Consider the following 23,187-nt stretch of genomic DNA (forward strand, 5'->3'; position numbering starts at 1 on the left):
CGATCAAGCCGCTGCCCTTTAATTGCCAGGTCAATTAACCTCGGCTTTAACCTTTTCCGCAACCTCGGCGCTGACCCATTTGGTCCAGATAGCCTCGTTGTTCTTCAGGAAGTACTTCGCACCATCTTCACCTGTGGCCTGATTGTCGGTCATCCAGGCGAGCAACTCATTGACCGTTTTATTGTCCCAGGAGCGGGCTTTCAAATAGTCCATAATGGGTCCGGCGCTTTCACTGAACTCTTTGGTAACAACAGTGTCCACTTCGGCGATTTCCCAATCATTTTTCTTCGGATCAGGGCAATCGGCAACCGTGTTGCAGCGCTTCCATTCGGCAGCATCAAATTTCACGCCATGATCCAGTTTGACCATTGGATACTTGCCAAGGAGAGCTGTCGGCTCCCAATAATATCCCAGCCAACCTTCCTTGCGCTCATATGCTTTGGCCAGCGAGCCATCCAGACCGGCGGCCGAACCTGTATCAACAAGCGTAAACCCGTTCTTCTCAGCCTCATACGCCTTGAAAAACTGAGCGGTTGCTACAGTGCCACCCCAACCGGGAGGTCCGTTGTAAACAGCGCCTTTCGTCTTGTCTTCGGGGGCAGGGAAAAGCTCGGGATGCTTAAGCGCATCATCGATTGTCTTGATGTCAGGATGGGCATCAGCAAGGTATTTTGGAATCCACCAACCTTGCACACCGCCATCCGATAGTGACTTTGAAGCATAGATCAGTTTGCCATCGGCTACGGCCTTGTCCATGATATCCCGCATGAAATCGATCCAACCTTCGGGCGCAATGTCTGGCTGGCCTTTTTCGGTCATCGAGGTGAGGGTGGGAATCGTGTCGCCTTGTACAACTTCTGCGTTGCAACCATAGCCAGCGTTCAGAATAATCTTGTCGAGATTGGCGAGAACTTCGGCAGACTGCCAGTTCATGCTGGCAATGGTAACATCGCCGCATTCTGCAGCGGATGCATTGCCGATTGCGCCAAGCAGCGCCAATCCCATAACGCTGCTCAATAAGAGTGATTTCATCAAAGTACCCCTTCGTTTCTTATTTGAATTTTGGCTTGGAAATTATGGACATTCGCCATTGACCCGATGCTGTAAGCAGCGCCCGGTTGCGATTGCACGTACTCAATGCAGGAATGAACCATGGGGCGAGGATAGTACCGCAATACACGGTCAAGAAGCTTGGATGCGGCAAGTCGTATATTGTCTGCGACATCAGCTATATTCACTTACAGCAGGCCTTGCCTTCGTCGGAGTGATGGTCAGAATGGGCAAAAGCTTAGCCGGCAGGAGGATGATCTATGCTCGACAAACGTAAGTTTTATATCAATGGTGAATGGGTCGATCCGCTACAAGCAAATGATCTGGAAGTGCTAAATCCAGCAACGGAAAAGCCGATTGCCGTCATTTCGATGGGAACGGCAGCCGATGTCGACCGCGCGGTCGCTGCGGCAAGAAAAGCCTTTGAAAGCTATAGCCAGACTTCGGTGGACGAGCGGCTGGCACTGCTTGAGAAACTTTTGACAATCTACAAACGTCGCTATGACGAGATGGCGCGAACCATTACTCTCGAACTGGGCGCTCCGATTACAATGAGCACCCAACAGCAGGCCGATGTTGGTATTGGGCATCTTCAGGGATTCATTGACGCGCTCAAAAGTATTCACATGCGTGAAGATTTGCCCAATGGCGACCTGCTGGTGCGTGAGCCAATCGGTGTTTGCGGACTGATCACGCCGTGGAATTGGCCGGTTAATCAAATCGCTCTGAAGGTCATCCCTGCTTTGGCGACTGGCAGCACCTGCGTATTGAAACCGAGCGAATTCACGCCGCTCAACGCAATGCTCTATGCGGAAATGGTGCATGAGGCGGGATTTCCAGCGGGAACTTTCAACCTCGTCAATGGCGATGGGCCATCGGTTGGTGCTGCGCTTTCAAAGCACAGGGACGTCGACATGATGTCATTCACCGGCTCGACGAGAGCAGGTATTGCCGTGAGCAAAGATGCTGCCGATACGGTGAAACGTATCACTCTGGAACTCGGTGGAAAATCTCCCAACATTGTATTCGAGGATGCAGACCTTGAAGACCGGGTTTCTGGCAGCGTGCTTGAGTGCTTCAACAATAGCGGGCAATCTTGTGACGCGCCGACCCGTATGCTTGTGCAACGTTCGGTCTATGACAAGGTTGTCAGGATTGCCGAAGAAACCGGAAAGCAAGCGCGTGTTGGCAATCCGGAAGAAGAGGGTGATCACATCGGTCCGCTCGTCAGCAATGTTCAATATGGCCGGGTTCAAAGTCTGATCGAGGCAGGTATTGCAGAAGGCGCCCGCGTGTTGGTTGGCGGCGCTGGCAAACCGGAGGGATATGAGACCGGCTATTTTGTAAAACCAACCATTTTTGCCGATGTGAACAATAATATGCGTATCGCCAAGGAAGAAGTATTCGGGCCGGTTCTGGCGTTGATCCCATTTGATACGGAAGAAGATGCCATCGCGATTGCCAATGACACGCCCTATGGCCTCGCTGCCTATGTGCAAACTGGTGATGCAAAGCGGGCAGAACGTGTTGCATCACGCCTCAAAGCGGGAATGGTGCACATTAATGGTGGCCCGCATCGCTATGGCAGCCCCTTTGGTGGCTATAAGCAGTCCGGCAATGGACGCGAGGGCGGAAAACTCGGCCTTGAGGACTTTCTGGAAGTCAAAACAATTCACAGGCCGTGAATTGAACGGGGTTGGCTGACGGTTATGCCATTAGCCAACCAGTTTTTCATCAATTTCAATAAGATAGGGTTTTCCGCTCGCTTTTGCTGTTAACAAAGCGGGGGGGAGCTCATCGATATTGCCAAGCCGCTTTGAGAGCAGGCCATAGGCTTCGGCGATCTTGATATAGTCTGGTGCTGAGGGGCGAACACCAACGGGGTTAATGTTGACCTCCACCATTGCCCGCTCAATCTCCTGATAGCCCTGATTGTTCCAGACAATGAAGATGACAGGGACGTGTTCGTCGATTGCTGCGCCCAGTTCACCGAGAACGAACTGGAACCCACCATCGCCGACAATGCAAATCGTCGTTGTTTCCGGCTTGCCTAATGCAGCACCAATCGCTGCGGGAGGACCGAACCCAAGCGCGCCAAAGCCTGTAGCCGCATTAAACCAGCCGCCCACGCGGTCGTGGTCGTAATACATATTGCCGGAATAGATGGTCTGGGTGGAATCACCCACGACCAATGAATTAGGCAATGTATCGCGCAATATATTCAAGAAACGCACTTGATCCTGTGTGCGGGCACCAATGTCGGCCCAAGCACTCTCGCGTGCCTTGCTTGCACGTTCTTGGCCGGATTGGGCATTTCGACGCTCCGGCAATGCAGCTGCCAGTTTCTCGACCGTTTCCTTGGCTGAAGCTTCTATTGGCAGGAACGCTGGCCAGCGATCAAGCTGGCTGGCATCAATATCGATACGGACAAAACGTGTCAGTTCAGGAAAGCCACCGTCGCCATACATGTCATAATCGGTCGGGCCCATCTCTGTGCCAATCGCGATAACCAGATCACTATCGGCGATAAGCTCACGTACTGCTTTGAGGCTGGGGCTGGCAGGGATAAGCAATGGGTGATTGTGCATGATGCCGCGTGCATTGGTGGTTGCGACCACCGGCGCATCGAGCTTTTCGGAAAGTTCTATCAGACTGTCCGCCGCAGCTTTAGCGCCGCCACCTATAAGCAGCACTGGACGCTGTGCATTGAGACATAGGCGGGTTAATTCCACCATTGTCTCTGTAGATGCCTGAGGAATTGGAGCATCGGAGATCAGACGTGATGCATTGTCCAGCGGAAGCGCCATGATATCGAGTGGAATTTCGATGTGAACCGGACCGGGGCGCCGGGATGCGAACAAAGCAAAAGCTCTGGCGAGAACAATCGGAAGCTCGTCCGGCTTTTCAATGCGATGCGAGAACATGGCCACGGTTTGCAACATGGCACGCTGGTTGGGCAATTCATGCAGGAACCCCATGCCCTTGCCAAGTGACTCGCGCTGGTTGACCCCGGAAATGACCAGCATCGGAATGGAGTCCGCGCGTGCCTGTCCCATCGCCGTGATCGTATTAGTAATCCCCGGTCCAGTAATGACGAATGCTACTCCCGGCTTCCCGGTAGCCCGCGCATAACCATCGGCCATAAAGCCCGCGCCTTGTTCGTGGCGCGGGGTGATATGGCGGATTTTGGAGCCTGCCAGCCCGCGATAAAGTTCTATCGTGTGAACGCCCGGAATGCCGAAGACTGTGTCAACATCATAGGATTCCAGCAGTTGGACGAGAGCTTCACCGACAGTGGTCATGCGGATTTCCGTTGTTGCAAACGAGAGGCGAGGCGGACAATACCGGCGCATGCGGCATCGATCTTGTCTTCGGCGACGCTCAGGCTGAGACGGAGATAGCCGGAAAGATTTTCACCGAAAGATTCGCCCGGCATTACAGCGACAAGCTCTTCTTCCAGCAAGCGCATGGCAAAATCCTGTCCCGAAAGGCCTGTTGCGCGAATATTCACCAGAATGAACATCCCGGCCTGTGGTGGTTTGGCCGAGATTCCCGCTACGCCATCAAGGCGTTCAGAGATCATTTGAGCGCGTCGGAGGAAATTTGATTTCATGGTCGCCGCAGCAATAGCGGGCTGGCTGAGTGCATAGGCGGTCATGTCAGCGATGAATGGCTGTACACCAAAGAGGATCGATTCCGACAAGGGCAAGAGCTTTTGCGTAAACTCTTTGGGACCAACGCACCACCCGCTGCGGAAACCGGGGGCTGCATGCGATTTGGAGATTGAGGCAACGGCGATGCTTCGGTCTGCCAGTTCCGGCCTATCCAAGGGCGACGCAAACTTGCCGTCGAAAATCAGCAACTCATATACTTCATCGGAAACGATCCAGAGATTGTGCTTGCGGCAAACTTCACCAATCTCGGCCACTTCGTTTTCGCTCAATACCGCGCCGGTCGGATTATGCGGCGTGTTGAGGAGCAGCACCTTGGAATTTGGCGTTATGACTTTTTCAAGGTCAGCCGCCTGCATACGAAAGCCTTTTTCGGGGCGGAGGGGCACTGAAACGCGGGTTGCACCTGTAGCCCGTACAACGCCGTCATAGGTCGCGTATAGGGGATCGCCGGTGATGATTTCATCACCTTCTTCAGCCAATCCCAGCATAACCAGCGATAGCGCGGTCTGGGTGCCGGGAAAGCACATGATATTATCCGGATCGATCTGCCGACCTGTACGGGCAGTATATTTTTTTGACAGCTCGGCAAGCACCGCCGGCTCACCGCGGCCGTTCGAATAGCCGGTACGGCCAGCGCGCATGGCGCTTTCGGCGACGTCCATCATATCGGTCGGAGTAGGAATGTCAGGCTCACCGATTGTCAGTTCGATGATCTCGGCACCGGCTCGTTTCATTTCGCGAGCACGCATATGCACGGCCCATTTATCAGAGCCCAACCCGGCCAGACGATCAGTAACAGACGCAAAGCGCATCATTTCGCGCCTCCTTTGGTGCTAAGTGAAATTCCGAGAACCGCTTCGATAGCGGCAATGCCGGTTTCCGCCAACTCCCCGTCGGCAAAAATATCGCCAGCCAAACAGCCTTCCAGCCATAATCCGTCGATGATGGCGTTGATAGCAATAGCATATCGTCTTGTTACCGGCCCGTCAGCAGGCTTGGCGGCGGCGAGCAAGGCGTCGCGAATAAGTGCTTCCAGCTCGTCGCGAAATCCCAGATAGCCATCGCGGTGGGCCGCTGCCATTGCAGGGTCTGCATGGACGAGGCCGATAAAACCCGCCCAGAGCGAAAGATTATATGGGTCCATGATTGGCGCGCCAAGATTGGCGGTCACGAATGCACTAAGACGGGCCCGAGGATCAGAGTCAGCGTTCTTTAGCGCATCGCTCGCCTGTACTGTCATGCGGCTCATGACCGCCCTGTAAGCGGCCCCGATCAAATCGTCTTTGGCCGGGAAATAATAACGGATCAGGCCTGGGGTAACATCCGCACGCAATGCGATTTCACGCACTGTGGCACCGGCAAGTCCACGTTCCGCCACGCATTCGAGTGTTGCCGCGATAAGGTCCTCGCGGCGCTTGTCTTCGCCTTCGCGGCGAAAGCTCTTGCGTGTGGCGCTTTGTGTTTTCATTGGCGCCAGACAGGTCTGGTGAGGCATGTGGGACCGCCTTCACAGGCGATGCATAATGCGTCAGCGTCGAAGGTCGTAACGGTGCAACCGGCGGCTTCCATCGCGGCTTTGGTTTTCTCGAATCCGGCTACTGCAATCACTTCGTAAGGAGCGGTCGGGAGTACATTGAGGTTAAGTCCGTTGCTGGCCGCGAACTCTTCTTCGGGGGCTACAACGAGACGAATGCCACGCTCTTTCAAGAGTTGATAGAAAGCGGCCGGTAAAAGAGGCAAATGGACCAATGCCAAATCTTCTGCAAGGGGAGAGATAATTGACATCAGATGTAGACAGGCTTCTTCACCGTGCCAGAGTGGCAGGTCGAATCCGAGAACAGTGATACCAAGAGGTTCAAGAATTGAACCAAGCTGCTCAATGCCTGATTGATTTGTGCGAACGCCGCGCCCGACTGCCAGCGTTTTGCTATCCACCCACACGCAATCGCCGCCTTCCACAGTACCGGGGGCCTCAATACGGCCAAGGACCGGCACATTCATCTGGCGATAGGTTTCCTCGTGCAGATCGGTTTCATCAAGCCGCAAGCTCTTGCCCATACGTAAAAGAACTGCGCCCTTGTCGGTTACCAGCGATGGATCGTGTGTGAATATGGAATCTGACAGTCCATCATTGCCATCGCGAATCCAGGTAATGTCGGCGCCCGACTTTGCAACCAGATCTGCGAACACGCTGTGCTGCTCAGAGGCCTTGCGTGGATCAAACTGAGGTCCATAGTGCCAGACATCACGTTCAGCACCGGCCATAACGCGATCGGGGAGGCGCATGATGACGCGTTTCAGAGGAAGGGCCATGGATTGTGAACCGAATGCGCTCATGCCGAATGCTCTCAAAAAATTGTAACTTCCAGTATTTATACGCTTGCATAATTAGAGCGCAAGTGGTGTGATGCGGTTAATTCAGGCAAATTAGACCTGTGCCGACAAAAGAGGCGAATTGAGATTGTCATGAGTGATCCTGCACGACCAAGACAGACTGGAACTCCCGTATGACGGTGAGCGACGCGGTTTCAACGGACCCGCTCCAACCGCAGTCAGCCGAGCAAGCTGAAGCCATCCATGTGTGGAATTTGCATAAACGCTTCGGTTCGCTGGAGGTTCTCAAAGGCGTCTCCATGACGGCCCGAGATGGTGATGTCGTTGCACTGATAGGTGGCAGCGGTTCTGGCAAATCTACCTTTCTGCGCTGCATCAATTTCCTCGAAAATCCGACGAGCGGCGTTATTCGAATCAATGGCGAAGACATTGAAATGGTCAGTGACGGGGCGGGCGGACAGGTTCCTGCCAATCGTCGCCAGATCGAGCGCATTCGTAGCCGTCTTGGTATGGTTTTTCAGAACTTCAATCTTTGGCAGCATATGACCCTGTTACAGAATGTCATCGAAGTCCCCGTGCATGTTCTTGGCATGAAGCGCGATGAGGCAATCGCCATTGGCGAACAACTTCTTGAACGTGTCGGACTGTCCGCCAAGCGTGATGTCTATCCTGCCTATCTTTCCGGCGGTCAACAACAGCGTGGCGCTATCGCTCGTGCGCTGGCTATCCAGCCACGCGTTATGTTGTTCGACGAGCCAACTTCGGCGCTTGATCCTGAACTGGTTGGCGAAGTTTTGAAAGTTATCGCCGATCTGGCAAAGGAAGGCCGCACGATGCTGCTCGTTACGCATGAGATGAAGTTTGCGCGCGAAGTGGCTAGCCATGTCATGTACCTGCACAATGGCATTGTTGAGGAAGAAGGTTCACCGGAAGAATTGTTTGGGTCGCCAAAATCCGAGCGTTTAAAACAGTTTATACGGACAGTTTCATAAATAAAATTAATAATGCGGGGAATAATCCCGGGGAACAGCAAGAGTGGAGATAATGATGAAGACACTACTGAAATCAACAGTTGCAGCGTTTGTTATCCTGGCCGGATTGGGAGTGGCAAATGCCGAAACAATCAAGGTTGGCATTGCAGCGGAACCATATCCACCATTCGCCTCACCGGATGCGTCGGGCAAGTGGCAGGGCTGGGAAGTCGACATTGCCATGGCGCTTTGTGAAGAAGCGAAATTGGATTGTGTTATCACTCCGGTCTCGTGGGATGGCATCATTCCGGCGCTGACGACGAAGAAGATTGATGTCATCACCGCTTCGATGTCGATCACGGCAGAACGCGAAAAGACAATTGATTTCTCGGATAAATACTACAACACACCGACAGTTATTCTAGGCTCCAAAGACGTAGAGATGGAGCCAACGCCGGAAGGGCTTAAAGACAAGATTATCGGTGTGCAGGTTTCGACCGTCCATCAGGTCTATGTGAAGAAACATTTCGCCGACACGGCGGCCGAGATCAAGGAATATCAAACACAGGATGAGGCCAATCAGGACTTGGCAGCTGGTCGCATTGACGCAACGCAAGCAGATGCATTGGCGCTGGAGACCTTTGCTGAAACCGATGCAGGTAAAGCTTGCTGCGAGATCAAAGGCAAGGTTGCCGACGATCTTGATGTGTTGGGACCTGGTGTCGGTGTCGGTCTGCGCAAAGGCGAAACGGAACTGAAGGATAAATTGAATGCCGCGATTAAAGGCATTCGTGCCAACGGCAAATATGACGAAATCTCAAAGAAGTATTTCAACTTCGATATGTATGGCGGCTGATGCCGATTTTTGGCCGGGCGGGTTAAGCCGCCCGGATTTTCTTATAGAATTGCGCTGACAGCGCTGAATCGAGGACGGCTTGGCCGACGTATCGATCATTCCTGAAGCACTATGGCAAATGCTGGCATTGCTTTCGCCGAGCCCGCCGGGTTGGGGCGGTAACTTGCTTCGTGGGCTTATGCACTCATTGCAAATTGCGCTGGGTGCATTTGGTATGGGGCTGATAATCGGCACGTTTGGTGCGTATGGGAAGCTTTACGGATCGCCCTTGGTGCGCGATCTGGCAGGGATTTATACAACCATCGTCCGGGCGGTTCCGGAGCTCGTGCTGATCCTGTTGCTCTATTATGCGGGCACTGATCTCATTAATCGCATTCTGGAAATGGCTGGCTATCAACGCGTTGATATTAGCGGATTGGTGGCAGGTATAGTCGTGCTCGGTTTTGTGCAGGGAGCTTATGCGACCGAGGTTTTGCGCGGCGCCATCAAGGCGATCCCTTATGGGGAGATAGAAGCAGCACGTGCTTACGGCATGTCTCCGACCTTAATGATGCGCCGCATAACGCTTCCTTCGATGCTGCCCTACGCTTTGCCTGGACTTGCCAATCTTTGGTTGATAGCGACCAAAGATACAGCACTGCTCGCCGTTGTCGGTTTCAGCGAATTGACGCTGGAAACCCGGCAGGCGGCAGGAACGACCAAAGCCTACTTCCTGTTCTTTATGGCTGCCGGGGTACTCTATCTGCTCGTTACGCTCTTCTCCAACGTGATCGTGGGGAGAATTGAGAAATGGGCGCGACGCGGTATGCCGTCTGTCAGGGAGGCGCGATAATGTCTAACCTGACAGCAAAAACGGAAATTGAAGTGCCGCTTGAGACATTTCCCATCCATAACGATGCGGATTCTGAGCGGCGGAATGAATGGAGACAGCCGCACCGGATTGTTCTGATATTGATCGGTCTGGTCCTGGTGGCATCAGCAATATTCTTTTTGCGCTGGGATTGGCTGCCCAATTACGGCGGCCTCATTTTGCAAGGACTGTGGCGCACGATCTGGATATTATGCGTCACAGTGGCTCTAGGATTTCTGCTAGCGGTTCCATTGGGGCTGGCACAGGCCGCTGGCCCTGCTATTCTTGCTGTTCCTGCACGCTGGTTTTGCACCATTATTCGCGGAACGCCGCTACTCTTACAGCTTTGGCTCCTCTATTACGGATTGGGTTCGCTTTTCCCGCAATATCCATGGCTACGCGGATCGGAGCTTTGGCCTTATTTGCGGCAGGCATGGCCCTACGCGGTTCTTGCCCTTACTCTATCTTATGCGGGGTACGAGGGCGAAGTCATGCGGGGCGCTTTCGCCGGTGTGCCCAAGGGCCAATTGGAAGCAGCGCGGGCGTTCGGGATGCGGCGCTTCACGATATTGAGGCGCATCTGGCTTCCACAAGCTATTCACCGTGCTTTGCCAACGCTTGCGGGTGAGGCGGTGTTGCAGCTCAAATCCACGCCACTCGTAGCGACAATTACCGTGGTTGATCTTTATTCAGTGGCGTCGCGAGTCCGGCAGGACACCTTTATTACCTATGAGCCGCTGCTGCTGTTGGCGGCGGGCTATCTGGTTATAACTGGAATAATTGTCTTCCTGTTCAGGCGGTTGGAACGGCTGGTTCCTTCTCGCCTCGGCTGATGGATATACTGATGTTTGGCGCAAATGGCGGGACTTATGTCGCAAGTGTTTAGTGTGTTATCATGGGCAAATGCGCATAGTGTGAGCATAAGGGAACGCCTCGCAAAGACGAGAAAATGGGATTGTATTGTTCACGGGCTGTCTGCCCGGTGCACACCCCCGTTTTCGTATCTGTGTGAGGGCGAAAGGTGGTAATGCGAATAGTCGAAACTTTTCCGCATAAGATCACAGAGCAAGCCGATATGGGTATCGTCATGCCCGACGGCTGCCGCCTTTCAGCGCGGGTCTGGCTACCTGACGATGCAAAAGAAAATCCCGTTCCAGCCATTCTTGAGTTTCTGCCCTATCGCAAACGCGACGGCACGACGGCACGTGATAATCTGACCCATCCATATTTTGCCGGGCACGGCTATGCCTGCTTGCGTGTTGACATGCGCGGAAATGGCGATTCCGAAGGCTTGATGGAAGACGAATATTCCGAGCAGGAATTGCAGGACGCTTGCGAGGTAATCAAATGGATTTCTGCTCAACCTTGGTCCACGGGCAGGGTCGGTATGATGGGTATTTCCTGGGGCGGTTTTAACTCGCTTCAGGTGGCCGCGATGCAACCGGACGCGCTCAAAGCGATTATTACGCTTTGTTCAACGGATGACCGTTATGCTGACGACATTCACTACAAGGGCGGTCTGCTGCTGAACGAAAATCTGGGCTGGGGAGCAACCATGCTGGCCTATTCGTCCCGAGCGCCTGATCCAGCACTGATTGGTGAAAAATGGCGGGATATGTGGCTCGATCGCTTGCACAATGAGCCATTTTTGCCAGCGGTCTGGCTGAACCATCAGACACGTGACGCCTATTGGCAGCGTGGTTCCGTTTGCGAGGATTTTTCGAGGATCAAGGCCGCAACTCTTGCGATCGGTGGTTGGGGCGACGCCTATAAAAATGCTGTCTCCAGATTGATGACGGGAATTACTGCGCCGGTAAAAGGTATCGTGGGGCCTTGGGTGCATAAATATCCGCATTTTGCCGTGCCGGGCCCGCGTATCGGCTTCCTCCAGGAGGCTCTGCGCTGGTGGGATCGATGGCTCAAGGACATCGATACAGGCGTGGAGAATGATCCGGCCTATCGCGGTTACCTGATGGATTCTGTGCGACCTAAAAGCTGGTACACGGAGCGACCCGGCCGCTGGATTGCGGAAGAAGAATGGCCGTCGCCCGCCATTGGAACCGAGCAATTCTATCTTCACGGCGACAAGAGCCTGTCAGCACAGCCGTCAGATGTATTTTCGCACCTTGTCTCATCACCTCAGGATTGCGGGATGATGGGCGGCGAATATTGTGCGATCTGGCTCGGACCGGAAATGCCTGGCGATCAACGCCGTGATGATGCGCTTTCTGTTTGCTATGACATGCAACTTGATCGGTCGATAGATATTGTCGGCGCGCCAGAAATCACATTGAAACTGATGAGCGACAAGCCTGTTGCCATGGTTGCCGTGCGTCTATGCGATGTGCATCCGGACGGCGCCTCAACGCGCATCACTTACGGTGTTTTCAATCTTTGTCATCGCAATAGTCACGCTGAACCGGAAGCATTGGAGCCAGGCACGAGCTATGAAGTCAGCTTCAAGCTGGATGACATCGCCTATCGTATACCGGAGGGGCACACATTACGGGTTGCTGTATCCTCGTCGTATTGGCCGATGGTTTGGCCTTCACCCGAGCATGTCAATCTGATCATTCAGTCTGGAAAAATCCTTGTTCCATCGCGGGCAATAGCTACTGGTGACGAATGGACGTTTGCCGAGCCGGAAGCGGCATTGCCATGGCAACTGGAAACGTTACGCGACAGCACCAACAGCCGCTCGATTGTCCATGATCAGGTCACTGGCAAGATCGTATTGTTGATTGAAGATGATTTCGGCGAAGCGCGGGACAAAGAGCACGGGCTGATCCACGGCGGTATAGCGCGTGAGCGCTGGGAGATTCAGGCCGACGATCCGCTGTCCGCCCGCGGTGAGACTCATTGGACAGAGGTTTCGGGACGTGACAACTGGCGCGTCAGGACCGAGACTTTCACGAGCATGCATTCGGACAAAAACAAATTTTATCTGACAGGCCGCATTGAGGCCTATGAGAACGACAATGTCGTGTTCGAGCGGGATTTTGCAGAAACAATTGATCGAAGGTTCATATGATAATGCTGGTGACTTTCGTCACAAGAGACATCTAAAGGGTTGAAATTTATCATTATCGGGTCGCATAATTAGAGAAAATCAAACGACGCAAAGCGTCTTGGACAACAAGAAGGGGAATTCAATGTCTAATGAACTCAACTATCTCAGCCGCAGGGTTGCACTTGGAAAGCTTTCGCGCCGTGATTTTCTTGGCCGCGCTGCTGCTCTCGGCGTCACGACAGTTTTTGCCAATTCACTTCTGACCAGCGCAGCTTTGGCTGAGGGCCCTGTCAAAGGCGGTACGCTTAAAGCTGGTATGCAGGGCGGCGCATCGACGGATAGTCTTGATCCGGCAACCTGGCAGAGTCAGGTTCCCTATAAGTTTGGACGCCAATGGGGCGAACAGCTTGTTGAAATACAGCCGGATGGAACCTTGCAACCCAAGCTCGCTGAAGAGTGGGGGGCATCCGACGATGCCAAGGTCTGGACATTCAAGATCCGCAAGGGCGTGCAGTTCCACGACGGCAAGGATATGACGCCAGACGATGTTGTCGCGACGATGGAGCGGCACTCAGATGCAAATTCCAAATCCGGCGCGCTTGGCGTTATGGGTGGTATCTCGAATGTAAAGAAAGATGGCGATACTGTTGTTTTTACACTCAAAGAGGCCAATGCCGATCTGCCGTTCCTGATGGACGATTACCATCTTATGATTCAGCCGAATGGCGGCAAAGACAAGCCGACAGCCGGCATCGGTACAGGACCGTATAAGGTTGTAACCGACGAGCCAGGCGTTCGTCACATCGGTTCCAAGTTCGAAAATTATTGGAACGGCGACAAACGCGGTCATGCCGAGCAAATCGAAATCATCGTGATCAATGATGCGACTGCCCGCACCTCAGCGCTGCAATCGGGTCAGGTGCATATGATCAACCGGGTCGAGCCTAAAATTGTTGATCTGGTCAAGCGTGTGCCGGGTGTCACCATTCAGAACGTGGCCGGTAAAGGACATTACGTCTTTATCGCTCACTGCAATACTGCGCCATTCGATAATAACGACCTGCGACTGGCGCTTAAATACGCCATGAACCGCGAGGACATGGTGCAGAAAATTCTGCGTGGTTATGGCTCGGTCGGAAACGACTTCCCGATCAACAAGGCGTATCCTTTGTTCTCAGATGACATCGAGCAGCGAGCATACGATCCAGACAAGGCCGCCTTCCACTTCAAGAAGTCGGGTCATGACGGGCCTATATTGCTTCGCACATCCGATGTTGCGTTTCCGGGCGCTGTCGATGCGGCTCAGCTTTATCAGCAGAGCGCTGCAAAAGCCGGCATCACCATTGAGGTCAAGCGCGAGCCAGGTGATGGTTATTGGTCGGAAGTCTGGAACAAGCAGCCATTCTCTGAATCCTATTGGGGCGGACGTCCAACACAGGATCAGATGTATTCGACGGCCTATCTTTCGACTGCCGATTGGAATGATACCCGCTTCTTCAACGAGAAATTCGACAAGATGCTGATTACGGCGCGCGGCGAATTGGACGAAGCCAAGCGCAAGGCAATCTACCGCGACATGTCAGTCATCGTGCGCGATGAGGGCGGAGTGATCGTTCCAATGTTCAACGACTTCATCGATGCGACAAGCGCGAAGGTGGGCGGTTGGGTACCGGATGGCAATCAGGAGATGAGTGGCGGTTACGCGTTATCGCGTTGCTGGCTGAACGCCTGATCGGCCGCGTGAGATGAGTATGCCTGTCCTGAAACTGGTGGCCCAGCGCGTCGCGATGGGCATCCTTCTGCTTCTTGCAGTTTCCGTGCTGATTTTTGCAGGTACGCAGATTCTGCCTGGAGATGTTGCGCAATCCATCCTCGGCCAATCTGCCACGCCGCAAGCACTTGAAAACCTGCGACGTGACATGGGCTTGAATGATCCGGCCTATATCCGCTATCTGAATTGGCTTGGCGGCATATTGACCGGTGATTTGGGAACAGCCCTATCTAGCGGGCAAGACATTGCAAGCTCTCTAAAGGGACGGCTGTGGAACACCTTGTTTCTCGCATTCTGGGCGGCAATTGTTTCCATCCCCTTGGCCATCGGCCTCGGATTGCTGGCGGTCCGCTATCGCAACGGTTTCGTGGACAAACTCATCTCAGGCCTCGGTCTGGCCTCAACGTCCTTGCCGGAGTTTTTTACCGGCTACCTGTTGATTTACTTCGTTGCCGTTCGTCTACAATGGTTTCCGAGTGTTTCAACCGTTTATGAAGGTATGCCGCTGGGTGAACGGCTCAGCGCCATCGCTCTGCCGGTGACAGTGCTGACCTTGGTTGTGCTGGCACATATGATGCGGATGACACGTGCGGCCATTTTGAATGTTATGCAATCTGCCTATATTGAAACGGCGGAGCTTAAAGGGCTTTCGCCTTCTCAGATCATTACACGGCATGCGTTTCCCAACGCCATTGCGCCAATCGTCAATGTCGTCATGCTCAATCTGGCGTTCTTGGTCGTCGGCGTCGTGGTGGTCGAGGTCATTTTTGTCTATCCCGGAATGGGGCAGTATCTGGTGGATCATGTCGCCAAGCGCGATGTGCCGGTTGTGCAGGCATGTGGGCTTATTTTCGCGGCTGTCTATGTCAGCTTGAATATTATTGCTGACATCGTGGCGATTGTTTCCAATCCCCGCCTCAGACATCCGAAGTGAGGCCCGCACAATGTTGAATGTAAAGAATATTCCAATCAGCGCATGGATCGGGCTTCTGGTCACTGCCGTATTTGTATTTGCTGCGATCTTTGCGCCATGGGTCGCTCCATATCCTGTGGGTGAGACCGTCGGCGATGTGTGGGAACCGATGTCGGCAAAATATCTGCTCGGCACTGACAATCTTGGGCGGGATTTATTGTCCCGCATGATCTACGGCGCACGCATCACCATTTTTATCGCAGCGATGGCAACGGCGCTCTCGTTCATTCTGGGATCGGTGCTTGGCTTTGCTGCTGCGGTTATGGGAGGCTGGTTTGATCAGCTTATGTCACGACTTGTCGATTTGATCATGGCTATCCCAACCTTGATTTTCGCTCTTGTCGTGCTTTCGGTTTTGCCGACAAATGTCGTGACGCTTATCCTCGTCATGGGGCTGTTGGATGCAACGCGCGTCTACCGGCTTGCCCGGGCAGTGGCCGTTGATATCAACGTCATGGATTTTGTCGAGGCTGCGAAACTTCGAGGCGAGGGTCGTATCTGGATTATTTTCCGGGAGATATTACCGAACGCTTTGACACCTTTGATTGCAGAGCTTGGCTTGAGGTTCATATTCGCAGTCCTCTTCCTTTCGGCACTCTCCTTCCTCGGTCTGGGTGTGCAGCCGCCAGCTGCCGACTGGGGTGGAATGGTGAAAGAGAATAAGGAAGGTATTGTTTTCGGTATTCCGGCAGCACTTATTCCGGCTGCGGCTATTGCCGTACTCGCCATCTCGGTCAACCTCGTTGCCGACTGGATACTGAACCGGACGACCAGCCTGAAGGGAGGGCGCGGATAATGGCTGAAGCTCCATTGAAAGACAAAACCGGCCTTCTTCTCGATATTCGCAACCTCCGTATTGAAGCAACGAGTTATCCGCCCGGAGAACCACCAAAGAACATTGTTATTGTCGATGATGTTTCGGTAAAAGTTGAGCGCGGAAAAGTTCTTGGACTTATTGGCGAATCCGGTGCTGGCAAATCGACAATCGGGCTTTCCAGCATGGGTTATGGCCGTGGCGGTGTTCGCATTACCGGTGGTGAAGTCCTATTGAACGGGCGAGACATTCTGAAAGGTGGCGCCAAGGTCTTGCGGCAAATACGTGGCCGCGAAGTCTGCTACGTCGCTCAATCAGCGGCCGCCGCTTTCAATCCAGCGCGCAAGTTGATGGATCAGGTGGTTGAAGCTGCACTTCTTCACAAAATATGCACCAAGGCCGAGGCTGAAAAGCGTGCTGTCGGGCTTTTTACAAAGCTGGGACTTCCTAATCCTGAAACATTCGGCCAGCGCTTTCCACATCAAGTGTCAGGCGGTCAGCTACAACGCGCCATGACTGCCATGGCTTTATCCTCGGAACCGGATCTGATCGTCTTCGATGAGCCGACAACCGCGCTCGATGTGACAACTCAGATTGATGTGCTGGCTTCCATCAAGGATGCAATCCGCGATACGAATGTCGCCGCGCTCTATATTACGCACGATCTTGCTGTTGTTGCACAGGTGGCTGATGACATCATCGTCTTGCGCCACGGCAAACAGGTGGAATACGGAGATACACACCAGATAATCAAAGCGCCGCGCCAACAATATACAAATGAGCTCGTGTCCGTGCATCACATTCCGCACGAAGAAAAGAACCCCACCGACAAGCCCATCCTTTCCGTAGAGAGTGTTACTGCGGCTTATGGTGGCGGATTGGTCAAGGTGCTCAACAAAGTTTCGGTTGATATACACCTTGGCCAGACCTTGGCCGTGGTCGGTGAATCCGGCTCGGGCAAATCAACACTCGCTCGTGTCATCACAGGGCTTCTACCGCCGATGGAAGGGAGCATAGTTTTTGAGGGCAGAACATTACCGCCCCGGCTTGCCAACCGCACACGCGATGATCTGCGTGAATTGCAGATGATCTATCAAATGGCTGATACGGCAATGAATCCGCGCCAAACTGTCGGAACCATTATAGGCCGACCGCTAGAATTCTATTTCGGTATGCGTGGCAAGGAGCGAGACAAGCGCGTAGCTGAATTGCTTGACAAAATCGAGATGGGCAAAGGTTTTGCTGATCGCTATCCGGCGGAGCTATCCGGTGGACAGAAGCAGCGCGTTTGTATTGCACGCGCATTGGCGGCGAAACCCAAACTCATTATCTGCGATGAGGTAACCAGCGCACTTGATCCCTTGGTTGCCGACGGCATTTTGAAATTGCTGCTGGATTTGCAGAAGGACGAAAATGTCGCCTATCTCTTCATTACACATGATCTAGCAACGGTTAAATCCATCTCAGACTCCATTGCGGTTATGTATCGCGGCCAAGTGGTGCGCTATGGGCCAAAATCCGTGGTGTTAAAGCCACCTTTTGATGATTATACGGATTTGCTGCTGTCGTCGGTTCCCGAAATGGAATTGGGTTGGCTGGAAACCGCTATGAAAACCCGGCGAATGGCCAGCGCTGGGAACTAGAGCAAATTTTGCTTATATAGAGCCAGTTCTGTTTCTCGGATGGCGAGACAATCCACGCGGAAGGTGGCGAGGTCGATGTTTATCCATCGGACGAAGCTGCCTGACAAAGTGGGTGGCCGTCAGCCGGAAACCCGAAGGGCCGGGTGCATTCGCGCCAATTCCATCGGGCTTCAGCTTCGTCCGATGGATAAACATCGACCTCGCTAAATCCCTTGATCTTGTCCACGAATTCCCTCCGGCAGAATGACTCTATATAGACAAAACTTGCTCTAATTTTAAAGCTGGCCCGGCCAGCGGCCCTGACCGAGCAGATGGACGGCAGTAGTAATCCGCCGGAAGCTCGCTCGCGCACGATCAACGCTGTGGCGCGCGCGAAGGTAACCATGAACAAGACCGGGTTCATTGTTCCATATTGCCTTTCCTCCGGCGGTGTTGATTTTATCACAATAATTGCGGCCATCATCAGACAGAGGATCGCACTCTGCCGAAATGACGACAGTATTGGGCAATCCGGTGAAATCCGGATCATTCAAGGGTGCAAAGCGCGGATCGGCAGACCAGTCCAAGCCACCACCACGAATTTGAGTATAGTAGAGTGTATCGCGCGTTGTTAGCATTGGTGCGTGAGCATGGGTCAGATACGAACCCTGATCTGTTTCACCACCAAGCCCGGGATAAATGAGGACCTGACCAACAGGAGCACGTTCGTGACGGCGCACATGGTGAGCAACTGCAGCAGCGAGATTGCCGCCCGCGCTGTCGCCACACAAAATGACTGGCAATTCACAGGTGGATGCGACGTGTTCAAAGGCCGCAAGGCAGTCAAGGAATGACGCTGGATGCAAATGTTCCGGCGCTAAACGATAATCAACCGACACAATGCGAAAGCCGGTTGCATCGCAAAGCTCGGCACAGACATCGTCATGGCTCTCAAGGCCGCCCACAACAAAACCGCCGCCATGGAAATAGAGGCATACAGCTTCCGGATCGCTACCAGACTTGTCGTAGATCCGGATTGGTATCCGCTGATCTGCAGCACTGATAAGTTCGTCTGCCGAGGAAACACCTTCTGGATATCCGGTAAAGAATGCCCGGCACATCATATTATAGACTTCGCGTTGCCGGGCAACGGAATGATCCGTAGAATCTGGCGGATAAAAACTATTGGTCCGCTCAATGAAAGCCCAGGTCTGCTCGTCGATCAGGACGGAGTAGTCAGTGGTCATTTTCCCTTCCAAACGGGATCGCGTTTTTCGGCGAATGCCTTGAACCCTTCCTGTCCGTCTTCTGAAGCATAAAGCGTATCCACTGTACGGAATTTCCGCTTTGTGATCCAGTTCATGGCTTCCTGAAAGCCCATGCTTTCCGCTTCTCTGGCGACTTCCTTGATCGCAGCGAAAACCAATGGAGGCCCGCTTTCAAGCATACGGGCAGTTTCCCAAACGCGCGCCATAAGATCTTCTTTTGGCAGCACTTCATTGACCAGTCCCCAACGATGCGCTTCGGCAACATCCATCCAGCGCCCCGTCAGAAGCAGGTCCATCGCAACGTGATAGGGAATGCGCTTGGGCAACTTGACTGTCGCTGCGTCAGCCAGCGTACCAGCGCGTATTTCCGGCAGCGCAAAACTCGAATGGTCTGACGCATAAATCAGATCGCATGAAAGTGCGAGTTCAAAGCCACCACCGACGGCCATGCCATTGACAGCTGCGATGACTGGTTTGTTGAGGTCCAGTAGTTCTTGTAGCCCGCCGAAGCCGCCAACACCGTAATCACCGTCCACAGCATCACCGCTTGCAGCTGCTTTTAAATCCCAGCCAGCGCAAAAGAACTTATCGCCCTCGGTTTGAACGATTGCCACGCGCAGTTCCGGATCATCGCGGAATTTTTTAAATGTTTCGCCCAGCAGCCTGCTGGTTGTCAGGTCAATGGCATTGGCCTTTGGCCGATCAAGCGTAACTTCGAGAATGCCTCCCTCGCGCCGCGTTCTGACAACATCATTCATGAAAGTTCTCCCTTTGTAACCAGTAGCGCATCGGCGATCCAGGCACCTTGTGCCACGCCACAGATCAGCAGCGGATTAATATCGAGTTCAATGATTTTCCCCGAATTTTTTACCGCAAATGTAGCGATCCCCATAATGGCGTCCAAAGCCGCATCCAGATCAGCCTTCGGTTTGCCGCGATAACCATCAAGCAACGGGAACATGCGCAGCGAACGCAGAGCCGTTTCTATATCGTTGCGGCTTGACGGCAGAAGCAGCGTTACCGTGTCTTGCAGCAATTCGACCAAGACGCCGCCTGTACCCAATGTCATGACAGGGCCAAATTGCGGGTCGTTTATGATACCGACGATGAGTTCTGCGACAGCCCCACTCACCATCCGCTCAACATAAAGACCGGAACCAAGGCCCATCAATTCATCGGCAGCCCCTTTGACCGTATTGGCATCCTGCAAGTTAAGTCGAACCGCGTTATGCTCCGATTTATGCGCTATGCCGAGCGCCTTGAGGGCGACCGGATAGGCCAGTTTATTGGCGGCGTTTACGGCTTCAGCAGATGTCGCACAAGGCTGGCCGTCAGGAACCGGCAGACCCGCGGCTTTCAGAATGGCTTTTGCTTCAGCTTCATCAGGTTTAGCTGCCGGACCTGTATTCTCACTTGGGATCGCCACCGATTCCGCTGGTAATGTTTTCCAAGATTTTCCTATGAATGCGGCAGCCTCAGCGGCGTCGAAGGCTTCGACGATTCCGCAAAGTGGCGCAATGCCTTTAGCCATGAGCCGCGCCATATATTCTTCCGGAATGTTTTCAGAGAGTGAGGCCACGATGGCACCTTTGGCTTTGTTGGTCCTCAATGCATTCTCAAAGCCGCGAACTGTCGACCACCAATCGATGTCCGAGCACCGGTCCTTGCGCGGAAAGTCAAGGACAAGGCAGCTCAACGAAAATCCGCCGGAGACCATCGCTGTAAATGTATCGGTCAATGCTGGTTCATTGTTCCAGATAAAGGTGTGGTAATCGAGTGGATTGGCAACAGCGACGAGAGGTCCGAGCGTCGCCTTGACCTTGGCGCGATGCTCTGATGTGAGAGGAGGGAAGTGAACCGCACGCCCTTCGGCACTATCCGCCATGACAGAAGCCTCACCGCCGGAACAACTCATGGAGCAGAGTGTGTTGCCCTCAAGTGGCCCATGTACGTGCAACAGTTTGAGCGTTTCAAGGAACGAGGCAATCGAATTGACGCGGGCAATGCCCAATCTCTTCAGAAAAGCATCGGAAGCAGCATCCGAGCCAGCCAGAGAGGCGGTATGGGAAACAGTTGCTGCGCGTGCCTGCTCTGAACGGCCAACCTTCATTGCAACAATCGGCTTGCCGAGTTCACGCGCGCGCTTTGCTAGCAATTCAAATTTGAGTGCTGATTGAAACGCTTCGATATGCAGGCCAAGCGCTGTGACACGCTCATCCTCAAGCAAGGCCATCGCCATATCGGGCAGGCCAGTCTGAGCCTGGTTGCCCGCCGTCATGACATGAGCGATCGGCAGCCCGCGGGTCTGCATTGTCATATTGATGGCTATATTGGACGATTGCGTGATGATCGCAACGCCTCGCTCATCTGGTTCCAGCCGCCTGCCGCCGTGCTGATCGGGCCAAAGCAGAGCGCCATCACAATAATTGATGAGTCCGTAGCAATTCGGCCCGATGATCGGCATTTCGCCAGCTGCTTCAACCAACTCGTCCTGCAACCTTGCGCCGTCAGCATCATCAGCGCCCGCTTCAAGAAAGCCTGACGCATAGCAAACGGCGACACCCGTGCCGACATTGCGTAGCTCACGGACAATATCGAGAGTGAGAAAGCGATTCACTCCGATGAATGCCGCGTCTGGCCCGGTCGGCAGGTCAGCGACGGAGCGATAAACCTTGAGTCCGCATATTTCGTCATGTTTGGGATGCACCGGCCATATCTCACCGGAAAAACCCATCTTTTGCGATTGCTTGATGACTTCAGCAGCTTGAAGCCCGCCGAAGACAGCAATGGTTTTGGGTCGAAGCAAACGATCCAATTTATGCGTCATCATGCACCGTGGGGACGAAGTAGCGCACGCGATATGATATGCCGCTGAATCTCGGACGTGCCTTCCCAGATGCGCTCGACACGGGCATCCCGCCAAATTCGCTCCAGCGGCAGATCATCCATCAGGCCCATTCCGCCATGAATCTGAATTGCTTCATCTGCAACAAAGGCCAGCATTTCAGTGGCTTTGAGCTTGGCCATAGCCATATCCTGATCTGTCACTGTGCCTTGGTCGAATTTCCAGCCGGCTTCAAAAGTGAGCAGATCTGCCGCTTTCAATTCGGTCGCCATATCAGCCAATTTGAATGATACGCCTTGAAACTTCCCGATTTGCTGGCCGAACTGCTGGCGTTGGGCAGCATATTCAATTGCGTGACCAAGCGCGCGTTCCGCTCGGCCCAAGCAGGTGGCCGCCACTTGCAAACGGGTGGCGCCGAGCCAGGTGTTGGCGACTTCAAAGCCTTTGTGTACTTCGCCAAGGATGGCTTCTTGCGGCAGGCGGCAATCATCGAATTCGATAATCGCGTTGCTATAGCCGCGATGTGAAACATTGCGGTAGCCTTCGCGGATGGTCATGCCGGGATGACCTTTGTCGACAAAAAATGCCGTGATCTTCTTTTTCTTGCCGCGCGGCGTATCTTCCTCGCCCGATGCCACAAAGAGAATGACGAAATCAGCTTCCATTGCGTGGCTTATGAAATGCTTGGTGCCATTCACCACCCAATCGCCATTATTCTGTACAGCAGATGCTTTCATGCCACGCAGATCGGAACCAGCGCCGGGTTCAGTCATTGCCAGACAGTCAGACTTCTCGCCGCGAATACAGGGATAAAGGTATTTTTCCTTCTGCGCGTCGGTTCCCGCGAGCAATATATTGGACGGGCGTCCGACACAGGTCCAGTGAAGCGCATAATTGGCGCGGCCAAGCTCTTTTTCATAGAGCAACCAAGTAACTGTATCGAGACCGGCACCGCCTACCGATTCCGGCATATTGGCTGCATAGAGTCCGGCTTCAATGGCTTTTTGCTTCAGCTCTTGCGCGAGTTCTTTCCGCAAGACGCCGGTCCGCTCGACTTCCATCTCATGCGGATAAAGCTCATTCTCGACGAAAGCCCGCGTCGTCTCAACAATAAGCCGTTGCTCTTCCGAAAGACCAAAATCCATCATT

At 53.5% G+C, this 23,187-nt stretch carries 20 protein-coding genes; 10 read left to right on the plus strand and 10 right to left on the minus strand.

Translation table 11 applies throughout. The features are described from left to right. Positions 1–30: 30 nt before the first annotated feature. Entirely contained in the window at positions 31–1,032 is a 1,002-nt protein-coding gene (locus ACYJL1_RS10370; RefSeq protein ID WP_460895339.1) for an ABC transporter substrate-binding protein, read from the minus strand. A gap of 278 nt (positions 1,033–1,310) precedes the next feature. Between ACYJL1_RS10370 and ACYJL1_RS10375 the strand changes: the two genes are divergently transcribed. Further along, complete coding sequence (locus tag ACYJL1_RS10375; RefSeq protein WP_460895340.1) at positions 1,311–2,735, plus strand: aldehyde dehydrogenase family protein; 1,425 nt, start codon at positions 1,311–1,313, stop codon at positions 2,733–2,735. Positions 2,736–2,765: 30 nt separating this feature from the next. On the opposite strand, the gene ACYJL1_RS10380 is transcribed toward ACYJL1_RS10375, so the two are convergent. From ACYJL1_RS10380 to ACYJL1_RS10395, 4 genes are read right to left on the minus strand one after another with little or no spacing between them, the layout of a single operon-like run. Next, entirely contained in the window at positions 2,766–4,352 is a 1,587-nt protein-coding gene (locus tag ACYJL1_RS10380) for a 5-guanidino-2-oxopentanoate decarboxylase (RefSeq protein ID WP_460895341.1), read from the minus strand. After that, a complete protein-coding gene (locus tag ACYJL1_RS10385; protein WP_460898004.1) occupies positions 4,349–5,536 on the minus strand; it encodes a pyridoxal phosphate-dependent aminotransferase in 1,188 nt (395 codons plus the stop codon). Before ACYJL1_RS10385 ends, ACYJL1_RS10380 begins: the two co-directional genes overlap by 4 nt. Then, positions 5,536–6,192, minus strand: a complete 657-nt coding sequence (locus ACYJL1_RS10390; protein ID WP_460895342.1) for a TetR/AcrR family transcriptional regulator — start codon at positions 6,190–6,192, stop codon at positions 5,536–5,538. Before ACYJL1_RS10390 ends, ACYJL1_RS10385 begins: the two co-directional genes overlap by 1 nt. Further along, the gene (locus ACYJL1_RS10395) at positions 6,189–7,061 is read right to left on the minus strand and encodes a dimethylarginine dimethylaminohydrolase family protein (protein WP_460895343.1); all 873 of its coding nucleotides are present in this window, start codon (positions 7,059–7,061) and stop codon (positions 6,189–6,191) included. The genes ACYJL1_RS10390 and ACYJL1_RS10395 overlap by 4 nt, the downstream gene beginning before the upstream one ends. A 170-nt stretch (positions 7,062–7,231) precedes the next feature. On the opposite strand from ACYJL1_RS10395, the gene ACYJL1_RS10400 reads away from it, so the two are divergent. The 9 genes from ACYJL1_RS10400 (at position 7,232) to ACYJL1_RS10440 (ending at position 17,946) form a co-directional block, all read left to right on the plus strand. Beyond that, complete coding sequence (locus ACYJL1_RS10400) at positions 7,232–8,050, plus strand: ABC transporter ATP-binding protein (protein WP_460895344.1); 819 nt, start codon at positions 7,232–7,234, stop codon at positions 8,048–8,050. Positions 8,051–8,102: 52 nt separating this feature from the next. Next, complete coding sequence (locus ACYJL1_RS10405; RefSeq protein ID WP_460895345.1) at positions 8,103–8,885, plus strand: transporter substrate-binding domain-containing protein; 783 nt, start codon at positions 8,103–8,105, stop codon at positions 8,883–8,885. A 118-nt stretch (positions 8,886–9,003) separates the two neighbouring features. Beyond that, a complete protein-coding gene (locus tag ACYJL1_RS10410; RefSeq protein ID WP_460898005.1) occupies positions 9,004–9,717 on the plus strand; it encodes an ABC transporter permease in 714 nt (237 codons plus the stop codon). After that, complete coding sequence (locus ACYJL1_RS10415; RefSeq protein ID WP_460895346.1) at positions 9,717–10,568, plus strand: ABC transporter permease; 852 nt, start codon at positions 9,717–9,719, stop codon at positions 10,566–10,568. Before ACYJL1_RS10410 ends, ACYJL1_RS10415 begins: the two co-directional genes overlap by 1 nt. 194 nt (positions 10,569–10,762) lie before the next feature. Next, the gene (locus ACYJL1_RS10420; RefSeq protein ID WP_460895347.1) at positions 10,763–12,766 is read left to right on the plus strand and encodes a CocE/NonD family hydrolase; all 2,004 of its coding nucleotides are present in this window, start codon (positions 10,763–10,765) and stop codon (positions 12,764–12,766) included. A 121-nt stretch (positions 12,767–12,887) separates the two neighbouring features. Next, entirely contained in the window at positions 12,888–14,477 is a 1,590-nt protein-coding gene (locus tag ACYJL1_RS10425; protein ID WP_460895348.1) for an ABC transporter substrate-binding protein, read from the plus strand. 13 nt (positions 14,478–14,490) lie between these two features. Next, positions 14,491–15,450, plus strand: coding sequence for an ABC transporter permease (locus tag ACYJL1_RS10430; protein ID WP_460895349.1), 960 nt, complete (start codon positions 14,491–14,493; stop codon positions 15,448–15,450). A gap of 10 nt (positions 15,451–15,460) precedes the next feature. Next, positions 15,461–16,285: an ABC transporter permease gene (locus tag ACYJL1_RS10435; protein WP_460895350.1), complete on the plus strand. Its 825-nt coding sequence runs from the start codon at positions 15,461–15,463 to the stop codon at positions 16,283–16,285. After that, positions 16,285–17,946, plus strand: a complete 1,662-nt coding sequence (locus ACYJL1_RS10440) for an ABC transporter ATP-binding protein (protein WP_460895351.1) — start codon at positions 16,285–16,287, stop codon at positions 17,944–17,946. The genes ACYJL1_RS10435 and ACYJL1_RS10440 overlap by 1 nt, the downstream gene beginning before the upstream one ends. 79 nt (positions 17,947–18,025) lie before the next feature. Here ACYJL1_RS10440 and ACYJL1_RS10445 read toward each other — a convergent pair whose 3' ends face one another. The 5 genes from ACYJL1_RS10445 to ACYJL1_RS10465 are packed head-to-tail and all read right to left on the minus strand — an operon-like array spanning position 18,026 to position 23,183. Next, a complete protein-coding gene (locus tag ACYJL1_RS10445) occupies positions 18,026–18,172 on the minus strand; it encodes a hypothetical protein (RefSeq protein WP_460895352.1) in 147 nt (48 codons plus the stop codon). 49 nt (positions 18,173–18,221) lie between these two features. Then, the gene (locus ACYJL1_RS10450; protein WP_460895353.1) at positions 18,222–19,172 is read right to left on the minus strand and encodes an alpha/beta hydrolase; all 951 of its coding nucleotides are present in this window, start codon (positions 19,170–19,172) and stop codon (positions 18,222–18,224) included. Further along, positions 19,169–19,951 carry a carnitinyl-CoA dehydratase gene (locus ACYJL1_RS10455; protein WP_460895354.1) on the minus strand — a complete coding sequence of 261 codons (783 nt, stop codon included), beginning with the start codon at positions 19,949–19,951 and terminating at the stop codon, positions 19,169–19,171. The genes ACYJL1_RS10450 and ACYJL1_RS10455 overlap by 4 nt, the downstream gene beginning before the upstream one ends. Then, entirely contained in the window at positions 19,948–22,023 is a 2,076-nt protein-coding gene (locus ACYJL1_RS10460) for an acetate--CoA ligase family protein (protein WP_460895355.1), read from the minus strand. The genes ACYJL1_RS10455 and ACYJL1_RS10460 overlap by 4 nt, the downstream gene beginning before the upstream one ends. Next, entirely contained in the window at positions 22,020–23,183 is a 1,164-nt protein-coding gene (locus tag ACYJL1_RS10465; protein ID WP_460898006.1) for an acyl-CoA dehydrogenase family protein, read from the minus strand. Before ACYJL1_RS10465 ends, ACYJL1_RS10460 begins: the two co-directional genes overlap by 4 nt. Between the last annotated feature and the right edge of the window lie 4 nt (positions 23,184–23,187).

Source organism: Phyllobacterium sp. K27, assembly GCF_054796155.1.